Annotated in this window: 18 protein-coding genes and 1 other RNA gene; 14 read left to right on the top strand and 5 right to left on the bottom strand. The window is 46.2% G+C overall.

The window, feature by feature from the left end; translation table 11 throughout:
• Positions 1 to 18: 18 nt before the first annotated feature.
• Positions 19 to 915, bottom strand: a complete 897-nt coding sequence (locus V7R39_RS08565) for a ribokinase (protein ID WP_334030043.1) — start codon at positions 913 to 915, stop codon at positions 19 to 21.
• 21 nt (positions 916 to 936) lie between these two features.
• Positions 937 to 1,119: non-coding RNA, 6S RNA (gene ssrS / locus V7R39_RS08560), on the bottom strand.
• 535 nt (positions 1,120 to 1,654) lie between these two features.
• Between ssrS and V7R39_RS08555 the strand changes: the two genes are divergently transcribed.
• The 5 genes from V7R39_RS08555 to V7R39_RS08535 all read left to right on the top strand — a co-directional run bounded on the left by V7R39_RS08555 (position 1,655) and on the right by V7R39_RS08535 (position 7,628).
• Positions 1,655 to 2,221: a UPF0149 family protein gene (locus V7R39_RS08555; RefSeq protein ID WP_334030042.1), complete on the top strand. Its 567-nt coding sequence runs from the start codon at positions 1,655 to 1,657 to the stop codon at positions 2,219 to 2,221.
• A 62-nt stretch (positions 2,222 to 2,283) separates the two neighbouring features.
• A complete protein-coding gene (gene pepP / locus V7R39_RS08550) occupies positions 2,284 to 3,591 on the top strand; it encodes a Xaa-Pro aminopeptidase (RefSeq protein WP_334030041.1) in 1,308 nt (435 codons plus the stop codon).
• Between the two features lie 54 nt (positions 3,592 to 3,645).
• On the top strand, positions 3,646 to 4,971 hold the full coding sequence (locus V7R39_RS08545; protein WP_334030039.1) for an FAD-dependent monooxygenase: 1,326 nt from the start codon (positions 3,646 to 3,648) through the stop codon (positions 4,969 to 4,971).
• 94 nt (positions 4,972 to 5,065) lie between these two features.
• Positions 5,066 to 6,238 (top strand): FAD-dependent monooxygenase, encoded by a 1,173-nt coding sequence (locus tag V7R39_RS08540; protein ID WP_334030037.1) that lies wholly within the window; start codon positions 5,066 to 5,068, stop codon positions 6,236 to 6,238.
• 88 nt (positions 6,239 to 6,326) lie between these two features.
• Entirely contained in the window at positions 6,327 to 7,628 is a 1,302-nt protein-coding gene (locus tag V7R39_RS08535) for a M24 family metallopeptidase (protein WP_334030035.1), read from the top strand.
• Positions 7,629 to 7,640: 12 nt separating this feature from the next.
• On the opposite strand, the gene V7R39_RS08530 is transcribed toward V7R39_RS08535, so the two are convergent.
• From V7R39_RS08530 to V7R39_RS08520, 3 genes are all read right to left on the bottom strand, one after another.
• Entirely contained in the window at positions 7,641 to 8,492 is an 852-nt protein-coding gene (locus tag V7R39_RS08530) for a LysR family transcriptional regulator (protein WP_334030034.1), read from the bottom strand.
• A gap of 77 nt (positions 8,493 to 8,569) precedes the next feature.
• Positions 8,570 to 10,129 carry a tryptophan halogenase family protein gene (locus V7R39_RS08525; RefSeq protein WP_334030033.1) on the bottom strand — a complete coding sequence of 520 codons (1,560 nt, stop codon included), beginning with the start codon at positions 10,127 to 10,129 and terminating at the stop codon, positions 8,570 to 8,572.
• Complete coding sequence (locus V7R39_RS08520; RefSeq protein WP_334030032.1) at positions 10,126 to 11,154, bottom strand: LacI family DNA-binding transcriptional regulator; 1,029 nt, start codon at positions 11,152 to 11,154, stop codon at positions 10,126 to 10,128. Before V7R39_RS08520 ends, V7R39_RS08525 begins: the two co-directional genes overlap by 4 nt.
• Positions 11,155 to 11,371: 217 nt before the next feature.
• On the opposite strand from V7R39_RS08520, the gene V7R39_RS08515 reads away from it, so the two are divergent.
• The 9 genes from V7R39_RS08515 to gcvH all read left to right on the top strand — a co-directional run bounded on the left by V7R39_RS08515 (position 11,372) and on the right by gcvH (position 24,554).
• The gene (locus tag V7R39_RS08515; RefSeq protein WP_334030030.1) at positions 11,372 to 14,119 is read left to right on the top strand and encodes a TonB-dependent receptor; all 2,748 of its coding nucleotides are present in this window, start codon (positions 11,372 to 11,374) and stop codon (positions 14,117 to 14,119) included.
• A 284-nt stretch (positions 14,120 to 14,403) separates the two neighbouring features.
• A complete protein-coding gene (locus tag V7R39_RS08510) occupies positions 14,404 to 17,106 on the top strand; it encodes a family 20 glycosylhydrolase (protein WP_334030028.1) in 2,703 nt (900 codons plus the stop codon).
• 107 nt (positions 17,107 to 17,213) lie between these two features.
• Positions 17,214 to 18,119, top strand: a complete 906-nt coding sequence (locus V7R39_RS08505) for a BadF/BadG/BcrA/BcrD ATPase family protein (protein WP_334030026.1) — start codon at positions 17,214 to 17,216, stop codon at positions 18,117 to 18,119.
• Positions 18,116 to 19,162, top strand: a complete 1,047-nt coding sequence (nagB-II, locus tag V7R39_RS08500; protein ID WP_334030024.1) for a glucosamine-6-phosphate deaminase NagB-II — start codon at positions 18,116 to 18,118, stop codon at positions 19,160 to 19,162. The genes V7R39_RS08505 and nagB-II overlap by 4 nt, the downstream gene beginning before the upstream one ends.
• On the top strand, positions 19,159 to 20,355 hold the full coding sequence (nagA, locus tag V7R39_RS08495) for an N-acetylglucosamine-6-phosphate deacetylase (RefSeq protein ID WP_334030022.1): 1,197 nt from the start codon (positions 19,159 to 19,161) through the stop codon (positions 20,353 to 20,355). Before nagB-II ends, nagA begins: the two co-directional genes overlap by 4 nt.
• An 89-nt stretch (positions 20,356 to 20,444) precedes the next feature.
• On the top strand, positions 20,445 to 21,818 hold the full coding sequence (locus tag V7R39_RS08490; RefSeq protein ID WP_334030021.1) for a sugar MFS transporter: 1,374 nt from the start codon (positions 20,445 to 20,447) through the stop codon (positions 21,816 to 21,818).
• A gap of 382 nt (positions 21,819 to 22,200) precedes the next feature.
• Positions 22,201 to 22,644: a DUF4168 domain-containing protein gene (locus V7R39_RS08485; protein WP_334030020.1), complete on the top strand. Its 444-nt coding sequence runs from the start codon at positions 22,201 to 22,203 to the stop codon at positions 22,642 to 22,644.
• Positions 22,645 to 23,036: 392 nt separating this feature from the next.
• Positions 23,037 to 24,116: a glycine cleavage system aminomethyltransferase GcvT gene (gcvT, locus tag V7R39_RS08480; protein ID WP_334030018.1), complete on the top strand. Its 1,080-nt coding sequence runs from the start codon at positions 23,037 to 23,039 to the stop codon at positions 24,114 to 24,116.
• 48 nt (positions 24,117 to 24,164) lie between these two features.
• The gene (gcvH, locus tag V7R39_RS08475; protein WP_334030016.1) at positions 24,165 to 24,554 is read left to right on the top strand and encodes a glycine cleavage system protein GcvH; all 390 of its coding nucleotides are present in this window, start codon (positions 24,165 to 24,167) and stop codon (positions 24,552 to 24,554) included.
• Positions 24,555 to 24,902 lie beyond the last annotated feature (348 nt).

Raw genomic sequence — 24,902 nt, 5'->3', positions numbered from 1 at the left:
ATTCTCTCTGGGATATTTTTAGCCGGAATGCTTTGCTAAAAAACGGTCTACTTCTTTCTGGGTTGGAATACTTTGCGCAGCGCCCTCGCGGGTAACGGCTATTGCAGAAGCCGCGCATCCGCGTTTAAGTGCCTGTTTAGCGTCTGTGTGATTACTGTACGCTGATAAAAAGTATCCAATAAACGTATCGCCTGCGGCGGTCGTATCAACAGCATCAACAGAAAAGGCATCAACGTTAATGACTTCGCCTTTTCTCAGCATCATTACACCGGCTTTACCCAACGTGATAATGACTTCACAGTGGGCCCACTGCTGCTTAAATTCATCAACAATATCATCCATTGCTTCTTTACCAGTTAGCGCGGCGGCTTCTGTTTCGTTAACGATAAGCAAGTCTATACAATCGTGAGGCAATGCTTTAACCGACTCGCTCATTGGCGCAGGGTTAAAGGCAACTTTCAGTTGTTTTTCTTGTGCTTGGCGAAGCACTTCATCAATACTGCTAGTTTCGTTTTGCGCTAGCACCCAGTCTGCAGGCTTGGTGTCATCTAACGCGGCCATAACGGTTTTAGCTGTAATGGTTTGGTTTGCACCGCCAAAGAGAACGATGGCATTTTCGCCGCTTGGGGTAACTTGGATTATGGCATGACCTGAGGGAGTCTCAGAGCATTTTACGCCGCGACAATCTACACCTTTTTTAATCAACGCTTGCTTAAAATAGGCGTCATTTTGGTGGATACTGCCTACATGCCTAACATCGGCACCGGCTTGCGCTAGCGCAATTGATTGGTTTGCGCCTTTACCGCCTAACAAGGTTTGGTAGTGCGTGGAGGCGATTGTTTCACCAGGTTGAACAAAGTGCTCTACTTGGTAAACGTGGTCGATATTAATGGAGCCAAAATTTATTATTGCCATTTCTTCTTCCGTCGAAAGAGGGCGTCTCCCAGAATGCCGCGTGTCCATTTTCGCCCGTGAACCGAAATGTTCAGGGCGGAAGAATCACTATGACCGTAGGCTTCTCGATACGAGCCGAGCTTGCACAATAGTTACAGTTTCAACTTCCTAGGTTTATAGCATCGGCCAGGGACATGAATGAACTAGCAAACATCCCAGGAAACATTGTTGTTGTATTAACGCAACAGGGTATATGAAACGCATGTACTAGTGAAGGAGATCACTCTTGTGCGTAGCAAAACTTTGCGTTGTTGAGTATAGCTGCTTAAAGAATACTTTATTCTTGACCATGTGGTCAGCACCTGTTGGTCAGCAAGTATACACGCATATACGACAAGCTCAAGAAAACCGCGTTCTCTCTTTACGCTAGGGCTTTCTATCCGTTGCAAAGGGAAGTCCTTGTCCACGTCCTAATACTAGTAGAAATACACGAGTGTTACCAGAGAAGATAAAGGTTTTACTGCTTTTGCTCACTCGCTTGAACAGTGAGTAATCAAATTGGCAAAAGTAGGTTTTATATCCCGATTTTGCTACTATAAAACCACAGTGTAAGCACGGTGGTTATCTTTTTGGCGTTGTTTTACTTCGTGTGGTTCACTCATACCTAAGCGGGTGTGCTCAAGCCTTAAAAAAGCGGATAAAGGCAAAGAGAATAATTCCCATGCATTACATCAAATTTCAAATATAAAGAGAGTTATCAGTGGAAAAGCAGCTTGATTACGACAGCGTTACCAATAAATTGTCACAACATGGCGTAGTGGTAGATGGCGCCGAAATACACGGCATCCTCTGCGGCATGCTGTGTGGTGGTATGTCTCTTACCGATCAAAAATGGTTAGAAGCGTTAAGCGAAACGGTGAATCAAGACGAAAGCTTTAGTGAGCCGGTTGTGTTTACGCTAACGACTTTATTTAACCAAACTTGCCAGCAGTTGCTTGAACCTGAGTTTGCACTTACCTTGCTACTTCCAGAAGATCATGCCCCTATAAACGATCGCGGCGCTGCTCTGATTAATTGGGTACAAGGCTTCATGCTTGGGTTTGGATTACACCAGCAAGATTTAGTGAAGTGCAGCGATGATGTAAAAGAAGCACTTGAAGACTTTTCGGACATTTCTCGTATGGAAGAGCCAATGGATGCAGACGAAGAGTCTGAAAAGGCACTTTTTGAAGTAGAAGAGTATGTGAAGATTTCAGCAATTCTCTGCTTTAGTGAACTTGGGCAGTCATTGCTGGACGATCAAAAAGAAAAGCCTTCAATACACTGATTGCTAAACATACATGCTTTATCCATCTTTAGTAAAAAAAAGCCGACAGGGTTTGTGAATTTATGATTAGCGCGCAAGAGTTTATTTCTAGGCAAGATAGATTATTGGCACAGTGCCAGCCAAACAGTGTATGCATTGTACCGGCGGCGTCTTTAGTTACCCGCAGCCGAGATACGGAATACCTGTTCAGACAAGACAGCGACTTTTGGTATTTAACGGGTTTTGAAGAGCCAAACGCATGGTTAATCATTTCAAATCATCCCCGCTATGGTGAAAGCTACCGCGCAATGGTAGTGCAAGCCAAAGACAAACAAGCAGAAGTGTGGCAAGGAAAACGATTAGGCGCTGAGGCGGCATTGTCCCGATTTAGCCTAGACGAGGCATTTGAAGAGCAAGAGTTAGAAGAAGCTATTCTTGAAGCCATGCAGGGACAACAACATCTTTATGTGGCTCTTGGCGCAAATGAGCAGCACGAACAGTTAATTGTTAATGCTTTGAAGACGTTGAAAGAAGCACCGAAACAGTCTCTTGCACCTGCTACTGTGCACGATATACAGCCTCTGCTACACGAGATGCGTGTGTATAAGTCGGCAAGTGAAGTTGCGGTTGTGAAAGCGGCCTGTGAAATAAGTGCTCGTGCCCACAAACGCGCCATGCAGTTTGCGCACCCGGGGTGCTTTGAATATCAGTTAGAAGCTGAACTTCATCATGAGTTTGCCATGGCGGGCGCACGCAGTCCGGCTTACGGTACCATAGTGGGTAGCGGAGAAAATGCATGCATACTGCACTACACGCAAAATAGCGCTCAAATTAACAATGGCGATTTAGTGCTTATTGATGCGGGTGCCGAGTATCAAGGGTACGCTGCCGATATTACGCGCACGTTTCCGGTGAACGGTAAGTTTAGCGACGCACAACGCGCCATATACAGTTTGGTCTTAAAAGCGCAAAAAAGCGTTTTAGATATGCTGGCTCCGGGCGTTACTTTGCCTCAGGCAATGACACACAGCGCAGAAGTGATCACCGAAGGGTTAATTGAGCTCGGTATATTATCCGGCAGTGTTGCGGAAAATTTAGAAAATCAAACCTGGCGACAATTTTATATGCACGGTTTAGGGCACTTTTTAGGCTTAGATGTGCACGATGTTGGCGATTACAAACACGATGGGGATGACCGAGCGCTCAGCCCTGGCATGGTCATTACCGTAGAGCCTGGAATCTATATTAGCAGCGATTGCGATGTGCCAGATCGTTTCAAAGGTATTGGCGTAAGAATAGAAGACGATGTAGTTATTACCGCTACCGGCGTTGACATTCTTACTAAAGACGTGCCTAAAGAGATTGATGAAATTGAAGCATTAATGGCGTAATTTAGCCTTTAATAAGACTGGGCTGAACACATGCACCGAGAAGGAACGTACTAAGTGAAGAGTGTTGATGTAGTTGTTGTGGGCGGCGGAATTGTCGGTTGCGTTCTCGCTACAGGGCTGTCTCAGGACTCAGGGCTGTCTTCAGGCTCAGGGCTGTCCCAAACCTCAGGGCTATCTAAGCGCTCAGGGCTGCAAGTCGCTTTGATTGATTCGGCAGCGCCAGTTTCATCGAGCTCGCTGAAAACAAAAGCACCAACAAAAACACCTGTCACCAACGACTTCAATCCATTTACCGATACCCGCGTTATCGCTCTTGCTCGGCGCACGGTACAAGAGCTTAAAGCACTCAACGTACAGTTAGATAAGCTGGCAGAATACAGCTTTGGCGAATTACCGCCGACCATTAATGCTATTGAAGTAAGCGACAGTGGCCATCTAGGGTTAGTGAATTTAGCAGCAAAAGACTTTCATATTTCGTCGTTTGGGCAGGTGGTCTCATTAAGTGCATTGACTAAGCTTGTTGCAGACTCTAATGACAGTTACGAGCATGTAGCGCCTGCGAAGGTAGTGAGTGTAAAGCAGCATGTTGACCACACCGACGTTACTCTAGACAACGGCGAATGTTACCGCGCTAAGCTGCTGGTGCTGGCCGATGGGGGGCGCTCTCCACTGGCAGAGCAGGTGGGTATAGGCAGAAACGAAAGCGACTACGGGCAAACCGCCATTGTGTTTAATGTGCATACTCAGCTAGCCCACAACAACAAAGCTTACGAGCGTTTCACCGACTCAGGCCCATTAGCGTTTTTACCCTTTGATAACGAAATAGACGGTGAAAAGTCATCAAACAACGGGTTTTCTGTGGTGTGGACAGTAAAGTCTGACAAAGCTGCACATCTATTAGCCATGTCGGCCAATGAGTTTGCTAGTGCGCTACAAGATGCCTTTGGCTATCGCCAAGGCAAAATAGAAAAGGTTAGCGATAAAAGTAGCTATCCACTTTCACTAAAACTCGCCAGCGATGTGACTGCTCACCGAACAGTGATTGTGGGTAACGCCGCACAGGCGCTTCACCCCATAGCGGGGCAGGGCTTTAACCTGGGTCTTAGAGATATCCACACCTTGATATCGGTGCTTACTCGCAACACAGCATCACCCTCTGACCCCGGCGATTTCGCTGTTTTGCATGAATACGCAAGTAAGAGAAGCAAAGATAGAAAAACCACGGTGGCGCTTACCGACACCTTGGTACATACATTTTCTAACCGTCACTTTCCCCTTGTTGTAGGGCGAAATATATCGCTACTTGCGCTTGGAATGTTGCCCGCTGCTAAAAAGCAGTTTGTTAAGCAAACCACTGGATACGGCTTAGGTGCTAAGTGAGCCATTGCCAAGCACATAGCTGTACTTGATCAGTTTTTAAAAGAATTCAAACCAAGCCTCTAACGAGTCTTAACCTAAGAAACAAGAGAGAGTTATGCAACACGTTGATATTGGAATAGTGGGTGGCGGAATTGTTGGCTTAACGCTAGCCGCTGCGCTAAAAGAAAGTTCGCTGTCTGTTGCGATAATTGATAAGCACCCTTTATCAACCGCCCTAGGCGAGAAGCCCACCGCACGAGTCAGTGCTATTAATCAGGCCAATATTGCTGCTTTGCAATCGTTAGACGCATGGCAATACCTTCAAAAAAACCGCGCCAATGCTTACGTGGCTATGCATGTGTGGGACAAAGACAGCTTTGGCGATATCCATTTTAGCTGTGAAGAAATGGGCAGCGATGCCCTTGGCGTTATTGTTGAAAACCAGGCATTAATTAATGCGCTGGCGCAGAGCGTTGAAAGTCAGTCTAACGTTCAGGTATTTGAATCTGGCATAGAGCGGGTGCTGTCAGGGCCAAATCAAAATATGGTGATGTTTGACAATAACGACGCCCTTAGCTGCCGACTGCTTATTGGCGCAGATGGTGCTAACTCCTTTGTTCGTCAGCAGGCAGGTTTTCCAATCACGTTTAAAGACTACGAACATACGGCCATTGTTGCCAATATCAAAACCGCGCTGCCCCATGAAAACGTGGCAAGGCAAGCTTTCACCCCAACAGGGCCTCTTGCGCTATTGCCTATGGCAGAGTCCAACGTTTGTTCTATCGTGTGGTCACAAACACCTGAAGCTGCGGCTAAACTTGCCGCAATGAGCGACAGTGATTTTTGCAATGCTCTTACAGCCGCAAGTAACAGCATTCTTGGCACAACCGCGCTAGAAACTCAGCGTTCAGCATTTCCATTAACCATGCGCTACGCCAGAGAATGGGCTAAAGACGGCATCGCACTAGTGGGAGATGCCGCCCACACCATTCATCCTCTTGCGGGACAAGGCGCAAACTTAGGAATGCAGGACGCGCTAGCACTGGCTGAATTATTGATACAGCTGTCGAACGAGGGCAGCGATATTGGGTTACACAAAAACCTACGACCTTACGAGCGCAGCCGTAAAACCGAAGCGATGAAGATGATTGCAGCCATGGATGGTTTTAAGTTGCTATTTGACGGTAACGACCCGCTTAAAAAGCTTATTCGCGGCGTGGGCTTGGCGGCTACTGATAAAGTGGGGGCGATTAAGCAGGCCTTCGTCAGTCATGCAATGGGGTTATAAACCGCTTTGTGTATTTAGAAAAGCGGTACTAAAAACGTAGACAAAGAAACCATTTAAAAAATAATAATATACACGACAGGTGAATTTTATGGATAAACGACATTTTTTAAAGTTTGCAGGCGCTGGGCTCGCGCTATCACCGGCACTTTCGGTGGCGGCAAATGCCTCTTCCAGTGCTGACGCCAGCAGCACTGCTCCTATGCCGTCGCTATCATCACTAAAACCGCTCACTGAAAACGCAAAGCCTATTACCCAAGCAGAGCGAAAAGCAAGAATAGAAAACGCACAGTCTTTAATGAAAGCACAAGGCATAGCGGCCATTCTTATCGAGCCGGGCGCGGCAATGGACTATTTCTCTGGTATTCAGTGGTGGCGCAGTGAACGACTAACGGCGCTTATTATTCCTCAAAAAGGGGATATTGCTGTTGTTACTCCGTTTTTTGAAAAGCCAAGCGTACTAGAGTCTCTTAAAGTAGGCGATGATGTTCGTGTGTGGCAAGAGCATGAAAGCCCCTTTGACGTTGTTGCCGACATTCTAAAATCGAGAGGCGTTACCAGCGGCAAGTTAGGTGTTGAAAATAGCGTTCGCTACTTTGTGGTGAACGGCGTAAGTAACGCTATGCCTAGCTTGGAAATTGTGCCTGCAGAGCCTATTACCCGTGGCTGCAGGATGTATAAAACGGCTGCCGAGTTAACGCTGATGCACAAGGCGAATGAAGTTACTCTTGCAGCATACGACGTTGTGTTTAAGCACCTCAAGCTAGGCATGAACCAAGCTGAAGTTAAAGCCTTAATGCACAAAGCACAGCAACAGTTAGGTGGCAGCAATACGTGGTGTCTTGCCTTATTTAATGACGCCAGTGCGTACCCGCACGGCACCAATGCAAAGCAGGTTATTCAGCAAGGCTCCGTAGTATTGCTTGATAGCGGATGCAGTGTGCACGGGTATCAAAGTGATATCAGCCGTACTCTCGTGTTCGGTAAGCCATCACAAAAAGTGACAGACGTATGGAATACTGTGCGAGAGGGTCAAAATGTCGCGTTTGATGCAGCCAAAGTGGGCACACCTGCTGGTGAGGTGGATGACGCCGTGCGTGCTTATTACGTTACTCAAGGTTACGACAAAGACTATGCACTACCTGGGCTAAGTCATCGCACAGGACATGGCATTGGCATGGAAGGTCACGAAAGCGTGAACTTTGTTCGCGGCGAAACAGCACCGCTTAAAAAGGGTATGTGTTTTTCTAACGAGCCTGGCTTATACATTCCTGGCGAGTTTGGCGTGCGGTTAGAAGACTGTTTATATATGACAGACAAAGGCCCACGATACTTTACTGAGCCACCTGCATCGCTAGAGGAACCGCTGGGTCGTCTAGTGCCTATGGTATAGCACTTTCACCCGTTAGTTATTTTTAAGCCGTGTCGTAAAAAAATCCGCCAAGGTCTTACTAATAACAGGGTGCTGGGTATCTTGGTTGAACAAGCAAATATTCACCTTGCCCAATTTCGGTAGGTGAGGGTGTTTAAGCAAAGTCAGGTTGGCAGGTAGGCTTGATTTTGCCAACGCGGTAACGCCTAAGCCCTGCTGAATAGCCGCAGTTATGCCCCCCAAGTCAGCGTTGGTATACGTGATTTTCCACGCAAATGTTTGTTGCTTGAGTTGCTCTATTACCCGGCTTCTATACATACAGCCATCTGGGGCCAGTACAAGGGGAATAGTGCTACCTACCAGCGGATGCGCACTATCTCCTACCCACACCACATCATCTTCTAACACCACTTCGCCTTCGGTGTCTTCATCGGGATTCACCAACGCCAAAATAAGGTCAAAATGATCTCGCTGGCTAGGGTGCAGTAAGTCTCTGCTGAGAGAGGACGTGACTTCTAATGATACATCGGGGTAGCGCTTTGAAAATTCGCCAATTAACCCTGGCAACAGGGTAGAGGCAAACTCATTGGGAATGCCCAATCGAAGACGGCCGCTAAGCGGGGCAGGGGTTAAACTTCGAAATATGCTGTCATTGAGTTCAAGTAACTCTTTGGCTTTTGCATACAGCCAATTGCCATCTGCACTTGGCACATGTCGCTGGCCCAGCTTGATAAAAAGCTTTCGATCTAACTGCGATTCCAGCTTCTTAATTTGCAGGCTGATAGCTGGCTGAGAACGACCAAGAAAGTCGCCGGCTTTAGCGTACCCACCAAGCTCAATAACACTCACAAATGTACGCAAGTTATCTAACGAAAGCTGTTTCATTATATAAGTATTTCTAATTACCTACCCGCTCAACATTATATTTGTAAATGTTAATATTGAAAACCGCTATTACTCAATCAATAGGTTCTCGTATTCGGTTTTTGCATTTTAAGCAGCATATCTTTCACCATTTGCTGTGGGTTAATCGTCGCTGCTGCTTTATGACGTGCACTATCGTGCTTAAGTGGTGAAAAGCGCTTCATGCCAGCAAAAATGCAATACCAAGAGGGGCGTAAATACACTAAATTGGCATCTACTTCGTTTAATGCATCTTCAAAATTTGCGCCGCTGTCCCATTCTTTTAGCAAGTAGGCAAGGGTATCTGGCACCTTCATTTCATTTCTACATGCCACCCAATAAGGGGTATCGGTGCGTGTATTAAGATAATAATGCGCAGCAATGTAATCTCTAATACCATCGAACATGCGGTTCATTTCGTTATTGTATAGGGCGTGTTTACGGGTATCAGGCATGGGCTGCTGCCAACAGTCGATGAAGTGATGAAGCGCGTATTGCACTAACATCAAAGCGGTCGCTTCTAACGGCTCAATAAAACCTTGAGACAGACCAACGCTTAAACAGTTTCCCGCCCAATGGGTATTTAACCGGCCTACCTCCATCTTCAAATGACGGGCAGGGCTGCCAGAAGCGCTATTATTAAGAGTGTTTTCTTCATTTAATACGCTTCTAAGCTCTTGTTCTGCTTGTACCGATGTACAAAAGCGAGAGCTGTACACGTAGCCATTGCCCGTGCGAGCGGTAAGGGGAATATTCCACTGCCAGCCATATTTTAGGGCTATTGAACGTGTTTGATATTTGATGGTGTCACTACGTTTAGTGGGTATGGCTACCGCGGCATCGTTAAAAAGAGTGTCGGCATAGGATATAACTGGCCTATTCAGCGCTTTTTTACCTAAGATACCGCGAAAGCCAGAGCAGTCGATAAATAAATCGGCATGCAGCACACCGTGTGAATCTGTGTGGAGCGCTTCGATGTTATCACCATGAGCGTGTACATCGACTACATTGCCTACTTTGTGAATCACCCCTTTGCTGGTGGCATAACGCTTTAAAAACTCGCCCAACAAGCCAGCATCAAAATGATAGGCGTAATCGATATTGGCATTATCTACTATGGTGTTGGGCGCTATGTTCTGCTTTACCATTTCAGCGGCGGTAAAATAATGCGACTCAGAAATATTGCTTGGCTTACCATGCCGCCGTTTGTTCACTGCACTAAAGTAATGCTCGGCAGTGGGCACATCAAGCGCTGAAAAAAATGGATGAAAATAAGAGGGCGTTCGAGATGGGTGAGAGTCATCGCTTTTATTCCACCCTTCAAAGTTAATACCCATTTTGTAAGTCGCGTTACAGGCTTGCATCCAAGTTCTTTCTTCCACGCCTAGATAGGCGAAAAAATGTCGTAAATAGGGGGTAGAACCCTCTCCCACACCAACAGTGGGAATGTTGGAAGACTCAAGCAGCGTAATACTGCTCGATGGCAAAGACTGCTGGGTTTGTTGTTTTTGTTGAGAGTGAGAGCCAGACAGCTCAGCAGCTCTTGCGAGGTAACAGGCTGTCATCCAGCCTGCACTGCCTCCACCAACAATGACAATGTTATTGGGCAATGCTTTCATAGCGAAACCTTAGTGGAGCGTCTCACGACTAATTGAGGAATAAAGGTTTGGGTTAAATTATCGAATTGTGATTTTGTCTTTTTAGCCCGTAAATATTGAATAAGCGATGAGGTTGCAGATTGCGCAATTTCGTTGGTGGGCTGAGACGCAGTTGTCAGCGGTGGAAAAGTTTGTCTTGAGAATGGGCTATCCTCAAACCCCGCAATGGCTAAATCGTTGGGTACATCAATACCCTTCATTCTTGCGCCAAACAAGGTACCCGCGGCTATTTCATCGTTACAAGCAAATACTGCGGTGGGGCGTGACGGCATAGAGAGTAATACATCAGCACTTTTTACCCCGGTTTCAAATGAATAGGTGCCTTCTATAATTAACGATTCATCGAAGAGGATAGAGGCTTTTTTCAACGCTGCTTTGTAACCATTTAAGCGCTCGGTAGTCGATTTGTGAATGACTTCACCCGCGATAAATGCGATATGTTTGTGGCCTTGGGCAATTAAATGCTCAGTAATGTGAAAAGCGGCCTTGAAATCGTTTACCAAAACATAAGGTAGGGTAGAGCTAAATTCGCTATCGCCAGACAAAATACGCACGTAGCTAATATTTTTCTCATTAAGATGGTGCAGTACATCGGGCATTTCAGACAGAGGTGGAGAAAGGACTAGCCCAGCAAGCTGTGCAGAATCCACCATATCTACTAACTCTTGTGCAATATTCTCAGAACTTGCATCGCAGGGATGAATAAGAAGCTCGAAGTTATTCTTGCGACAAACATCTAAAATACCTTTCTGCATGTCAATAATGTAGTAGGCGTTGGGGTTGTCGTAAACGTAACCGAGTACCGAGGTAGCGTTACTGGCAAGATCTCGCGCTGCCTTATTTGGCGTGTACTTAAGCTCGGCAATTGCCTGTTCTACACGCTTGAGTGTATCGGGCTTAACCGTACCTTCTTTATTAACGACACGAGACACCGTTTTAATTGAAACACCGGCCAACTCAGCGACACTTTTGATTGTTGCAGCCAATTTTCACCTCACCAAAAAATTGCTTTAAATTTCAACAAATAAGTTCCATTTATTACTTTTTTGTTAAATTTTTAATTGCGCGTTCACATCTTGTCATGTAACTTAACACCTAATGACAGCGCTGTCATCTTTAAATGTATGCAGAAAACAGCGCCTGTCATTTTATTATTATAATAAATGACAGCGTTGTCATTTTGGCTGAGAGAAGGTTAAAACCATGTACAAAAATCAACAAAGCAAACTCACGAGAAGTATTCGCCTCGCCATTACAATGGGCGCATTAAGCGGCATGATAGTGCCGGTTGCACTAGCACAGCAGCAAGACGATCAACAGCAAACTAAAAAGAATCAAACTGAAGTAATAGAAGTTACGGGTATTCGCGGCAGCCAAAAAGCAAACATCAACGCTAAGCGTTTTTCAAACGCAATTGTCGATGCAATAACAGCCGAGGACATTGGCAAGTTTCCCGATAAAAACGTGGCAGAAACCCTAGCACGTGTACCAGGTATTACAATCGATAGAGATTTTGGTGAAGGTCAGGGCGTCACAATTCGTGGTGTACAGCCTGATCAAAACTTAACCTTAGTGAATGGTCAAGCAGTAGGTACAGGGCAGTGGTTTGTATTATCCGATGCCACTCGTAATTTTAACTTTGAAATTCTAGCCTCTGAAATGATTGCAGGACTTGAAGTATACAAGTCGTCTCAAGCTGATATTGATGAAGGTGCATTAGGTGGCACGGTAATACTGAAAACCAGAAAGCCATTCGACCTAGACGCGAACTCTGGTCAATTGTCTATCGAAGGGCAGTACGGCGATATTGCCGATGCTTTAGACCCATCAGTCTCGGGTTTATACAGCTGGAAAAATGAGGAAGAAACTTTTGGTATCTTGTTTTCAGGCTCATACCAAGAACGTACCGTGGAACGTGAAACTAACGAAGACTTTGGTTGGTTTGGGCCTAGCATTGCGCGTATCGACCCGCTTATAGAAGCCCCAAGTGGAGCGCAGGAAAAAGGCGCACTGCCGTGGGGAATGGGCTCTGCCTTATTTAAACAAGACCGCGAACGCGTTGGTTTTGATGTAACTGCACAATGGGCACCAACCGATAACTTCGATATGTCGGTGCACTATTTATCCTCTACCCTTAAGGCAGACAACGTTAACTCAAACCTTATTGGTATTCCATTTCGCGGCATTGCGTATATGGGAACAGATACCAATACGGGTACTGTGAGCGACGGCGTTGTAGAATCGCTTAATGTCACTGGTTTACCGCAGCGTCCAGCGTGGGCGCGATTCATTGCCTATGACAATATTTTCCGTGACGGTTCAGAAATGTCTACAGAAATTATCGATATTGAAGGTAACTATCTTACCGACAGCGGCGTGCTGCACTTCCAAATTGGTACCACGACGGGCGAGGGCGAAAACCGCGATTTCTTTACCGAGTTTTGGGCTGATGCTAACGACCCACGAGCTGCGTTCGATTTTTATAATCCAGGCGGTGATTCGCCTTACATCGACTTCACAACGGCAAGTCCGTGGCTGGCTAATCCGACTGACGAAATGTGGCTAGGCGGCATATTCGACCAATTCAACAGCACAGAAGATACTGAAAACTACGTACAGTTTGATTACGAGCACTCAGTAGACTGGGGCGCTATCACCGAGGTGAAAACGGGTGTGAAACGCCGCGATAGAAGTTTTTCACAGTCGCGTTACAGAACAGATTTGGCTAATTTAGCGCCAGTAGGCGAGGGAAGTTTGGGGCCTGCGTCAGATTTTTGGACCGGCGATATGCTTAACGTGTCTCACAGCGAAACCAATGCGGTAGCGGCAAGCTATTTTTTCCCAGATAAAGACAGCATGTACAACGCATTCTACGACGTTGCCGAGTGTACAGGCGATGAAACAACGCTGTGCCGCACTACCGATCGCTTCTTGCCAGAATCTTCTTTTGAAGTAGAGGAAGACATCACCGCACTTTACGTTATGGCAAAATTTAGCGGTGAGGGCTTTAGAGGTAATATGGGTTTACGCTATGTTGAGACCGACTCAACCTCTAATGGCTTCGACTTAAACTCTGGTGAAGCCGTTTCGTTTGACGGTGGATATAATGAATGGCTGCCAAGCATTAACCTATCTTACGATTTAGCCGAAGACGTATTAGTGAGAATGGCGGCGTCACGGGTGCTTACTCGTCCAGCGCCTTTCCAACTCGCTCCAGCGGTTAACCTAACGCCTGAAACCAGCTCTGGCTCTGCCGGTAACCCGCAGTTAGATCCGTTAACAGCCAATCAGTTTGAAGTTGGTGCCGAGTGGTACTTTAGTGAGTCATCCATTGCAGCAATTACAGTATTTAAGAAAGACATTAATGACTTTATCTTTACTAAAACCGTGTCTCGCGAAATTGATGGCCAGCAGATTAATCAGCTAAGAACGCCAGAAAATGGTGGCTCAACCAGCATTGACGGCGTTGAAGTGCAAGTGCAGCACGTGTTTGAAAATGGGTTTGGTGGTTATGCAAACTATACGTATACCGATGTAGCAGATGCACAGGTTGATGAAGCGGTACCCGTGACCGATGCCGACGGCAACATAACGGGGGCAACACTAGCCTCGCGCACAGTGAGCTTTCCAAATACGTCTAAAGACTCGTTTAACGTAGGGGTGTTCTATGAAACTGACTTGTACAGTGCGCGTTTGAACTACAACTATCGATCGGAGTACTTTATTGCCCAGGCCGAAATTGGCGACCAATTCCGCGACGAGCAATCGCAGCTTGATGCGCAGCTTAGCTGGAATATTACCGAAACCATTACACTTAAAGCTGAAGCCCTTAACTTAACCAATGAAATTTGGGAGAACTATTATGTTCGCTCAAGTGATGGTAAGCGACTGGGTGGAACGCAAAGTGCGAATGGACGTCGCTTCTTTGTAGGCGCTAGCATGAGGTTTTGATAGGTGAGGTTTTGATAGCTGAGGTTTTGATAGCTGAGGGCTCTAATAGCCCTAGCGAATTAGAACACTAGCTAATTAGAACTTTAGCGAGCTTGTGCTTTTTTAATTGGTACTTAGCCGAACAAAACATTAAGAAGCGTTCGTTACAAATGAGGGGCAGGGCATCTTTCTTGCCCCAACAGTTTTCCCCTGTAATTGTCGATGTAGCGGTTTATAAAACAGCTTGAGAATGCAGGTGCAAAGAGCGGCTTGAAAGAGCAAACGAAACAACAAGGAATTATAGAGTGAAACGTGTCTTAGGTTTATCATTGTTGCTATTGGCAAGTTGTACACTTAATGCCAACGCAGCAGTAAAGATGGGGAAGGCAGATCCTGCTCCTAAATCCAAACCAGAACAAGCTGCGTTAAATGCGTTGGGGGAGCATCTTGAAGTAAGTTACAACGTGCTTAGCAATCTCGACGATACATTTTGTAAATCTTATATTCAAAAAGGTGATTGTTTTTCTTCGCGCATCCAGTTGCGTGCTAAAGCGCAGACCATTGCAGCAACCACCTCACTGTATTTTAGCCATATCGCTCCACTTCGAGGTTTTTCTACCACAAGCGATATCGCGATTGAACACTTAAATGGCGACCTCCATCGGTTAACATTTAATAAAGCTGTACCGCCAAATACGGCTGTTAGCGTTGATGTTGCTGCCCCGTTTTGGCATGCATCTCGTTCAGACGCTATGGCGAATTACTATCTTACATTGGGCGAGCTATCTCCTGTTGTGGTTGCCTCTACTACTCGGGTAAAAGAGCCAGGCAGCGGGCTGCTTATTAACCAGCACACGGGTGATTGGCTAAATGAAGAGCAGTATAAGCGAGCCAACATCGATAATGTGCCGCTTATGGATAGCGAGTATATGTATGAGAAGTTGGAACGAGAAGAGCCGTCAGTAACCTTTCCTCTAGAAAGGCTAAATAGGTCACACCACGTAATCCCCAACGTGTTGGTACAAGAAAATACGGGCAACATTATAAGGGCGACAGGCGTAAGGTTTTCTAAAAAAGATGCTGAGCTACTAGCGCCTGCTCGAGCACAAATGTCATTCTTTGGTCTTGAAGAGCAACCCGACGGCCTGATGGTGTCGGTGGCCATTAGTGATGAGCCCACGCAGCGTGCTGCTGTAAAGCAGAGCGCGAGGCTAGATGCTACACCTAAACCCTCTGTCAATTCGGCTGCGAAGCCTTCTTTAGCCGAACAGACAAAACACAACGATAGTAGTTATGAGCTTGTTGTAAGTGAAACCGGCATTGAGATAAGCGCAGTTAATCACGTTGCAGCAAATTACGCCCTGCTCACGCTTATGCAGCTTTACAACCAACACGACAGAGAATTTACGGCTACCTTTATTAAAGATTCACCGCGATATAACTTTCGCGGCATGCATATGGACGTGGCGCGCCATTTTCCCGGTAAACAAGCAATAAAAAGCGTAATCACGCAAATGTTCACCTATAAGTTAAATACTCTGCATTTGCACCTTAGTGACGATGAAGGTTGGCGTATTGAAATAGAATCGTTACCTGAACTAACCAATGTTGGTGCATACCGCTGTCATGATTTGTCTGAAACTCAATGCCTACTGCCGCAGCTTGGAAGTGGTCCGCACAGAAGTGCCATTGGCAATGGCTATCTCTCTAAAGAGGATTACATTGAGTTAGTGCGTTATGCTCATCAGCGCGGCATAGAAGTTATTCCCTCTCTTGATATGCCGGGTCACGCGAGGGCTGCCATTGTGTCAATGAACGCGCGATATCATCGTTTAATGAAAGAGGGTAATAAAAAAGCCGCAGCGCAATATCTCTTGGTAGATAAAGACGACACAACTCGCTACGAAAGCGTTCAGTTTTATTCTGACAACACAGTAAACCCATGTTTAGACAGTACGTTTACCTTTATCGATACGGTAATGCGAGAGATTAAGGCGCTGCATGTGGCGGCTGACGTACCTCTTAAACGCTTTCATATTGGTGCGGATGAAACGGCAGGGGCATGGACTGAATCTCCAGTATGTCAGGCCAGTGGAGTCAATACAGACACCATGCTGCCTGCGTTTGTCACCCGAGTACAGCAACTCGCCTCAAAGGCGGGGCTAGAAATAGGGGGCTGGAGTGACGGCATGGAAAAAGCCGCCTCTACCTTAGATAATACAAGCGTATACACCAATGTGTGGCATCTTTTAGCAGCTGGTGGAAACGACACCGTTGCCCACTTTGCCAATGAAGACATTCCGGTAGTGCTGTCATTTCCAGACGTGCTGTATTTTGATTTTCCCTATGCAAGTCATCCTCATGAACCTGGCTACTACTGGGGTTCAAAGGCGACATCGAGCGAAAAGATCTTTTCTTTTATGCCTGAAAACTTGCCGCAACACAGCAGTATTTGGCAAAACAGAATGGGCAACGATTATGAAACATCCGACAGTAATAATACCGCGTCGGTAATAGGTATTCAGGGACAGCTTTGGAGCGAAGTCACTGTTAATCAAGCTGCAGTGGAATACATGGTATTTCCGCGGCTGTTAGCGCTAGCCGAGCGTGCCTGGCATCAAAGTGAATGGCCACAAAGTGAATGGCCACAAAGTGAATGGCCACAAAACGAGCGCTCTCTAAGCAGCACAGCTAATAGCGAGAGCGCTGCTGAAAAAGACTCCCAGCGCCAGCAGGCTTGGATAAATTTTCGAAACGCGCTTTACACGCAGCATATTCCAGCACTGGTTAAGCAAGGTATTAACCTGCGGGTCCCTACACCTGCTGCAGCAATTAAAGAGCAACACCTTGTAATGAAACAGCGTCCTGGTTTAGTCAATGAGTACAGTATCGACGGGCAAACATGGCGGGAGTTTACTCAGCCGTTTCCTCTTCCTGTTAACAGCAGCGTGCACGTGCGCACAAAAGTGGCAGGCACACAAGCGTATAGTCGGGCTTTAGTGTTATGAGCTTGCGTCTTAACTTGTTGTTTTTATTGGTTAAAAATGACAGCGCTGTCATCATCAAAGGCGCTGTTTTAAAAATTAGGGACATATTCCCGCATGAGAAAATGTGAATGAAATCTAACTTATTTTTTATTGGAATAGACGGTGGCGGTACAAAGTGCCGAGCTCGTCTAGAAGACAGCAATGGCATGCTAATTGGCGAAGGTATAAGCGGGCCTGCCAATATTATGCGCGATAGTGCCTTGGCACAGCGCTCAATGGTTGAAGCTATTGAAAAAGCGGTTGCTGCATCAAGGCTCTCTATTGGTAAAGAGCAGTGCGTGGTCGGCGCTGGTCTTGCCGGTGCAAATATAGCGCAAGCAGCTGTGCAGTTTAGCGATTGGTCTCACCCTTTTCATCAAATGCATGTACTCAGCGACCTGCACGCTGCCTGTTTAGGGGCGCACAATGGGCAAGAAGGCGCTGCAATTATTACCGGAACGGGCTCATCGGCTACCTGTTGGAATAACGGAGAGTTTACCGATATCGGCGGACATGGATTTCCCATTGGCGATGTGGCAAGCGGTGCATGGCTTGGCTTAAAAGCCGTGCAGCATACTTTGCTGTGTTTAGATGGTTTACGCCCAGTGGACGAACTGTCGGCAACAATTTGCAAAGCGCTTCACACGCAAAATGCAAACGATATTGTTAGTGAGTGTGCCACCTTTAATACCCATCACTTTGCCGCGCTAGTAGAGCAGATGCTGCCACTTCTTTATATGTCGGTAGACAGTGTAGTGAGTCTGTTTACAGAGGGTGCAAACTACCTTGATCGCGTGGCAAACGTGTTGCTGGCGAATAATGATTGTTCTCTGGCCATGATCGGCGGCTTGAGCACCATATACTCTCAGCATCTTTCTAGCCCTATACAGGCGCGCACAGTATCGAGCAAGTCATCGCCTCAGCAAGGCGCACTGTTTTTCGCAAAAACTCGATATTCCGATCTTGAATCCTTAAAGTTAACAGGTGAACAATGAATTTTTCAATTATGGCTAAAGAGGCCAGAGAAGCTCCTTTGGTAATACAAAATCAGTTGTCTAAAAATGACGACAACGTAAAGCGAATTGCCGAAAAGCTTCGCAGTATTAATCCTCAACTCATCTACATTATTGGGCGCGGCTCCTCTGATCACGCTGGGGTATTTGGTAAATATTTATTTGAAACTGAGCTGGGTATACCCGTGTGTAGTGCAGCGCTGAGTATCGCCGGGGTATTCAATAAACAGCTAACATTAAATAATGCGGTAGCCTTTGTCATATCGCAGTCGGGAAGAAGCCCTGACATTTTAAGGCAAGCCGAATCTGCCAAAAAGGGTGGTGCGTTTACTATTGCAATTGTAAACGATGAAACGTCGCCATTAGCTCATTTGGCCGATGCGGTTATTCCAATCTCTGCGGGTGAAGAAAAAGCCGTAGCGGCAACTAAAAGCTATCTGGCGACGCTGTCTGCGCTATTACATTTATGCGCTCACTGGAGTAAAAACGATGAACTACTTGCATCGCTACAGGCATTGCCAGCTAGCTTAGATTCAGTGGTGAGTGCCCCCATGCAGCTAACCACTGAGTTTCTAAGGGCAACGCGAAACACTATTATATTGGGGCGCGGCTTTGGGTATGCGATTGGTCGTGAAGTAGCGCTTAAACTAAAAGAAGTGTTAGGCATTCACGCTGAGGCCTTTAGTAGCGCAGAGTTTATTCACGGGCCAGTCACATTGGTTGAGCAGCAGCTCAAAGTAGTGTCTTTACTTGTTAACGATGAAAGTGAAGCACTGCACAGGACCATTATTGGCGATGTAATAGGCCGAGGCGCTCAATGTACTGAAATAAACGCTGGCAGCGCGAATGCGGCTGCCAGAGCGATTACTACTGCTAGAGCGATTACCGATAGTGGCCTTCATCCTCGCTTGCTACCCTTGCTAATTATGCAGCGTTTCTACTTAGATATTGAACATATTGCGGTTGATATGGGGCTTAACCCAGACACCCCGCCCGGGCTTAATAAGGTAACGAAAACACAATGAATAAAACTATCTATGTCGATTCAATCTTAGTCAACGCTGAATGGAAAACGCAGCAGGTGATGATTGTTGAAGACGGCACTATTTCTGACATTGTCGACGCTGCTAAATTCGATACCGGCAGTGAAACGACTGCAAACAGTAAGCACCTCGCTAGCATGGTGAATTTTGACGAACGTATTGAAGGAACGGTTATACCTGGCTACGTAGATACCCAGGTGAATGGCGGTGGCGGCGTTATGTTCAATCATGCCCCCACACTGGAAAGTTTAAATATTATCGCTGATGCCCACGCGCAATTTGGCACTACGAGTTTGTTTCCCACGCTTATCACCGATGACTTTGCCACCATCAGCAGCGCTGCCGACGCTATATCGCAGGCAATACGCTTAAATCACCCCTCTATTATGGGCGTTCATTTTGAAGGGCCGCATTTGTCGGTAGCGAAAAAAGGGGTGCATAAGGCCGCTCATATCAGAACAATGTCAGATGAAGAGTTGGCGGTGTACACGCGAAAAGATATTGGCCAAGTTATTGTTACCGTGGCGCCTGAAAATGTGTCGCCTGAGGTCATACATACCCTTGTTAACGAGAATGTGATTGTTGCGTTAGGCCATTCAAATGCGCCATATGAGGTGGTGCAGCAAGCCCTTGATGCTGGTGCTACTGGGTTTACCCACTTATTTAATGCCATGTCGCCATTAACCTCGAGAGAGCCGGGTATGGTGGGCGCTGCACTTTTATCTGATGCCATTTGCGGGCTTATTGTCGACCATCAACATCTTCATGAAAAGTCGGCAGAACTCGCCTGCAAAGTGAAAGGTGAAGAGGGCATTATGCTTGTCACCGATGCCATGGCTCATGTTGGGGGAAGAGAAGACACTATTGCTTTTTTTGATACTGAGATCACTCGCACGAGCACCCGCACGGGGGAGAAGTTAACCACGCCCGATGGCACATTAGCCGGCAGCTGTTTAGATATGCACTCGGCGCTACGTCACTGTGTTAACGATTTAGGCATTACGCTTAAAAGTGCAAGTGTAATGGCAAGTACCACGGCCGCTCGTTTCACTCGCACCCAGAATAACATTGGCCAATTAATAGCGGGAGCCGCGGCCAATTTTGTTGTACTTGATGAGCAGCTTCACCTTAATCAGGTTTGGCAGCATGGCAGAAACCGAGATAATGCTAAATAAGTGTTAATAAACAGCAATTACTAAAAAACACGAAATAACAAAGAAAATACAAAAACAAATACAAAAAAATACTTAAAGAGAGCGTAACAATGACCCTACATGCCCAAACAAGCGCTATACCGCCAAGCGGACTTGCGCGCTTCACCCCAATAGTCAGTATTGGGCTATTGTTCTTTATTTTTGGCTTTATCACCTGGCTTAACGGTGCGCTTATTCCATTTTTACAAATGGTGTGCGAACTCACAGAGATTCAAGCTTTGCTTATTGCGTTTTGTTTTTACATTGCCTATGTGGTGATGGCGCTACCAATGGCGAAAATACTTGAAAAAACAGGCTATCAAAAGGGCATGAGTTTAGGGCTGGGTATTATTGCGCTAGGGTGTGCGCTATTTGTACCTGCTGCCCTAAGCGCATGGTTTCCCATATTTTTACTCGCGCAATTTGTTGTGGGCAGTGGGTTAACCATACTACAAACCGCTTCTAACCCTTTCATCGTGCGATTAGGTAGTGAGGAAAGCGCGGCTGCGCGAATAGCGTTTATGGGGCTTTTAAACAAAGCCGCTGGCGTATTAGCACCCATTATATTTACCGCGCTTGTGCTAAATGGCTTACCTGGTGTGAATCAAGAAATGTTAGCTGCAATGGCAGAGCAAGAGCGAGCGGCGTTAATTAACGATATGTCGGTGTCTCTTATACAGCCTTACATAGGAATGGCTATTGCGCTTACCGTACTTGCGCTGGGTTTTACAAAAATCAATTTACCCGCCATTGAGGAAGGCAATTCTGAAAAAAACTCAGAACAACACTCTGACCGAGCTGGCAATGTAGACAGTGGCGTTAATACTCCGCAAGCTGATAAACGTATTTTACAGTTTCCCCATTTGGTATTGGGCGCAGTAAGCCTGTTCTTTTACGTAGGGGTAGAGGTAGTGGCTGGCGACACAATAGGGTTATACGGTTCATCCCTTGGTGTGGACAATGCGACTACATTAACTTCGTACACTATGGTGGCCATGGTGATTGGGTATGCCATCGGTTTAGTGTGTATTCCTCGGTTATTCTCACAGCAGGCCGCGCTGCTTGGCTCTGCTGTTACTGGTGTATTATTCACCTGCGCTATTTTGCTTGCATCAGATACAAGTACGTCAATTTCAGACGCCTTATGGGGCTGGGCTGGAATTCAGGTATTGCCAAACAGCGTAGCGCTTATCGCACTGCTGGGTTTTGCTAACGCGTTAGTATGGCCTGCTATTTGGCCGTTGGCTCTCAATAATTTAGGTAAATATACCGCGCAAGGCTCTGCGCTACTTATTATGGGAATAGCCGGTGGCGCCATATTGCCAATGGTATATGGCGGTGCAAGTGAGTGGGTAGGCGGGCAGTATGCCTACGCTATTATGCTGCCCTGCTACTGCTTTATTGGCTACTACGCTATTTGGGGAAGTAAAAAGCAAACTTGGTGAGGCGCAGTTTTGTTAAGGGGCTAGCTTGATAAGGAGCAGTTTTGTTGAGGAGTAATTTTGTGAAGTGACTGTCTTGTTGGGTGGCTGTCTTATTGAGTGGCTTGTTGAGTGGCTGTTTTATTGAGTGATAAGGCGGTGGTGAGAATGAATGGCGAATGTGCGTGGCTAAAATAGTATCGAAAACTCTGCTCTTAGTATTTGAACTTTTGAAACTCACTATTGCCCGACCTCTTGTAACTGTCAAAAACCGCAACTGGCAAAACCACAGTTACCAACAATTGGCTAGGTGGCTTGTATTTAAACAATATGTTTATGGCTTTATTTTTTAAAAGGGTACAGCTCATCGGGTTAATTGACATTCACGAAATGACAAGGAGCTTTAATGAAGCTTATTAAGACAACATTGCTCACCGCCGCCTTAACCGCAGGACTAAGCGCAGGTGCAGCCATTGCACAGGAAACAAATACGCAAGCCTCCAAGGCACAAGGCGTACAGGCTCAAGAACAGCAGGGCGCCACACAACAGATACAAATTTCTGAAAAGCAGGTAGATCAGTTTGTTGATGCCTATTTAACGGTTCAGTTAATAGGGCAGAAGTATCAGGCAGAAATTCAGGCTGCTGGCGATCAGGCAAAAGCTAAAGATCTTCAGCAAGAAGCCAGAGAAAAAATGCAAACCGCGATTTCCGACAGCGGTATAGCCATGCAGAAATACCGTGAAATTTCTCTTGCCGCCAATCAAGACGAGGCATTACGAGGCCGCATTTCCGAAAAGCTTACCGTAGAGCTAGAGTCGCGCCAGCAGGCCCAAAACGTCGACAGTTAAGTCGCTTCACATTTACGCATTCTTAATAAAACGCTGCATCAATATGTAGCGTTTTTTATTTTGCGCTATTTATTTAGCCTTCGTCTATTTAGCCTCAGTCTATTTTGTCACTATTTATTTAGTCCTTATCTATTTTTCCCCAATTGGCAAACCTGCTCTATCAACGCTCTCTAATCTTGCTAAACAGGCTCTCCTCGAAGGCTTTTCTTAAGCTCTTTTACAGCTCGTCTAAAGCCCTTCTCAACTCCTCTAATGAATATAACGTTTTCTGATGTTCTCTAGTATCTACATCAGGTTTTCAAATGTAGTGATAAGAATTATCAATTTGTTGCGCGATTGTTACCTAACTATACTCAATATCGTTTTCTATCTTTCAACAAGAGTAAAGTGGAATGTCTAACACCACCGCCCTACATGCGAAGCACCTAGAAGCTGGTGCCAAAATGGTCGACTTTTTCGGCTGGGATATGCCGATTAACTATGGTTCTCAAATTGAAGAACATCACGCCGTACGCCAAGACGCCGGTATGTTTGATGTGTCTCATATGACCATTGTTGACGCGAAAGGCCCGCAGGCAAAAGCGTATCTTCAATACCTATTGGCAAACGACGTTGCCAAGCTGAAAGACAAAGGCAAAGCCCTTTACAGCGGTATGCTAAACGAAGAGGGTGGGGTTGTTGATGACCTTATCGTGTATCACTTTGACGAAACCAATTACCGCTTAGTGGTTAACTCAGCCACTCGCGAAAAAGATATGAACTGGCTGTTGAGCAAAGCAGAAGATTTTGACGTAACCATCAACGAACGTTCTGAGTTCGCGATGATTGCAGTACAAGGCCCAAATGCAAAAGAAAAAGCGGCAACGCTTTTCAGTGCGGCGCAAAAAGAAGCAGTAGCCGGTATGAAGCCGTTCTTTGGCGTACAAGCTGAAGACCTTTTCATTGCAACAACAGGCTACACCGGTGAAGCGGGCTACGAAATTATGGTGCCAACGGCGCAAGCAGCAAGCTTTTGGCAAAGCTTGTTAGACGCAGGCGTTAAGCCTTGCGGCCTGGGCGCACGAGACACATTGCGCTTAGAAGCAGGTATGAACCTTTATGGCCAAGACATGGATGAAACCATATCGCCACTAGCGGCTAACATGGGTTGGACGATTACTTGGGAGCCAGCAGACAGAGACTTCGTTGGCAGAAAAGCCCTCGAAACACTGCGTGAAACAGGTACCGACAAGCTAGTAGGCTTAGTAATGACTGAAAAAGGCGTGCTTCGTCACGGCCTAAAAGTAAAAACAGAAAGCGGCGAAGGGGTAATCACTTCAGGTACGTTCTCACCTACATTAGGCCATTCTATTGCCATGGCACGAGTGCCTAGCAATGTGGGTGACACAGTAGAAGTGGAAATGCGCAAAAAGTGGGTTACAGTAAAAGTGGTTAAGCCCTCCTTTGTTCGCAACGGAAAAAGTGTTTTATAAGTTTACGTCTCAAGTTTACAAAATTGACAAAGATTAACAGGAACGATTATGAGCAACATCCCAACTGATTTACGTTATGCCGCTACCCACGAATGGGTTCGCTCTGAAGGCGACGGTGTTTTTACTGTAGGTATTTCTGAGCACGCACAAGGTTTACTTGGCGACATGGTTTTCGTTGAGCTACCTGATGTGGGTGACGCGGTAACCACTGGCGACGACGTGTGTGTTGCTGAGTCGGTTAAAGCGGCTTCTGACGTTTACACGCCAATCACTGGCGAAGTAATTGAAGTTAACGAAGACCTAGAAGACTCGCCAGAGCTAGTAAACTCTGACCCATACGGCGAAGGCTGGATGTTTAAGATTAAAGCGGAAGACCCTGCAGAAGTAGAAAGCTTGCTTGACGCAGAAGGTTATGAAAACAGCATTGACGAAGAGTAATTCGTTACGAGGGCGTGTTGATCTTTGATGTACATTTTTGTAGCGGTCTGTGAGTTATTTAGACAAGGCGAATGGTTGAAGGTCTAGCGGGCTAAATCGAAACCATACAACGCAGGGTAAATAGCTCACAGACCGTTGCCCGAAGGGGGCGTTATGTAAGCATTTTATTCTTTGTCACAGCCCTTTGACTTAGCCCACTAGGCCTACAGGACTGTTCCGCGCATTAAAATGCTTTCATTTAGCCCAAAACTCGTACAACAAAGGTCAACACGCCCTAGAAAGATACACAGTTGAAAAAGGGGCATGAATATTATTCAGCCCCTTTTTAACTTTTAGATTTAACGACGC

The organism is Alteromonas sp. P256 (genome assembly GCF_036864455.1).
Taxonomy (GTDB): Bacteria; Pseudomonadota; Gammaproteobacteria; order Enterobacterales; family Alteromonadaceae; genus Alteromonas.
Note: the sequence above shows the minus strand (reverse complement) of the source record. Positions and strands in the feature narration are given on the sequence as shown.

Bases quoted from the DNA above. Each gene is read 5' to 3' on its own strand.
- V7R39_RS08565 (WP_334030043.1), bottom strand. From the start codon at position 915: ATGGCAATAATAAATTTTGGCTCCATTAATATCGACCACGTTTACCAA.
- pepP (WP_334030041.1), top strand. From the start codon at position 2,284: ATGATTAGCGCGCAAGAGTTTATTTCTAGGCAAGATAGATTATTGGCA.
- V7R39_RS08540 (WP_334030037.1), top strand. From the start codon at position 5,066: ATGCAACACGTTGATATTGGAATAGTGGGTGGCGGAATTGTTGGCTTA.
- V7R39_RS08535 (WP_334030035.1), top strand. From the start codon at position 6,327: ATGGATAAACGACATTTTTTAAAGTTTGCAGGCGCTGGGCTCGCGCTA.
- V7R39_RS08530 (WP_334030034.1), bottom strand. From the start codon at position 8,492: ATGAAACAGCTTTCGTTAGATAACTTGCGTACATTTGTGAGTGTTATT.
- V7R39_RS08525 (WP_334030033.1), bottom strand. From the start codon at position 10,129: ATGAAAGCATTGCCCAATAACATTGTCATTGTTGGTGGAGGCAGTGCA.
- V7R39_RS08515 (WP_334030030.1), top strand. From the start codon at position 11,372: ATGTACAAAAATCAACAAAGCAAACTCACGAGAAGTATTCGCCTCGCC.
- V7R39_RS08505 (WP_334030026.1), top strand. From the start codon at position 17,214: ATGAAATCTAACTTATTTTTTATTGGAATAGACGGTGGCGGTACAAAG.
- nagB-II (WP_334030024.1), top strand. From the start codon at position 18,116: ATGAATTTTTCAATTATGGCTAAAGAGGCCAGAGAAGCTCCTTTGGTA.
- nagA (WP_334030022.1), top strand. From the start codon at position 19,159: ATGAATAAAACTATCTATGTCGATTCAATCTTAGTCAACGCTGAATGG.
- V7R39_RS08490 (WP_334030021.1), top strand. From the start codon at position 20,445: ATGACCCTACATGCCCAAACAAGCGCTATACCGCCAAGCGGACTTGCG.
- V7R39_RS08485 (WP_334030020.1), top strand. From the start codon at position 22,201: ATGAAGCTTATTAAGACAACATTGCTCACCGCCGCCTTAACCGCAGGA.
- gcvT (WP_334030018.1), top strand. From the start codon at position 23,037: ATGTCTAACACCACCGCCCTACATGCGAAGCACCTAGAAGCTGGTGCC.
- gcvH (WP_334030016.1), top strand. From the start codon at position 24,165: ATGAGCAACATCCCAACTGATTTACGTTATGCCGCTACCCACGAATGG.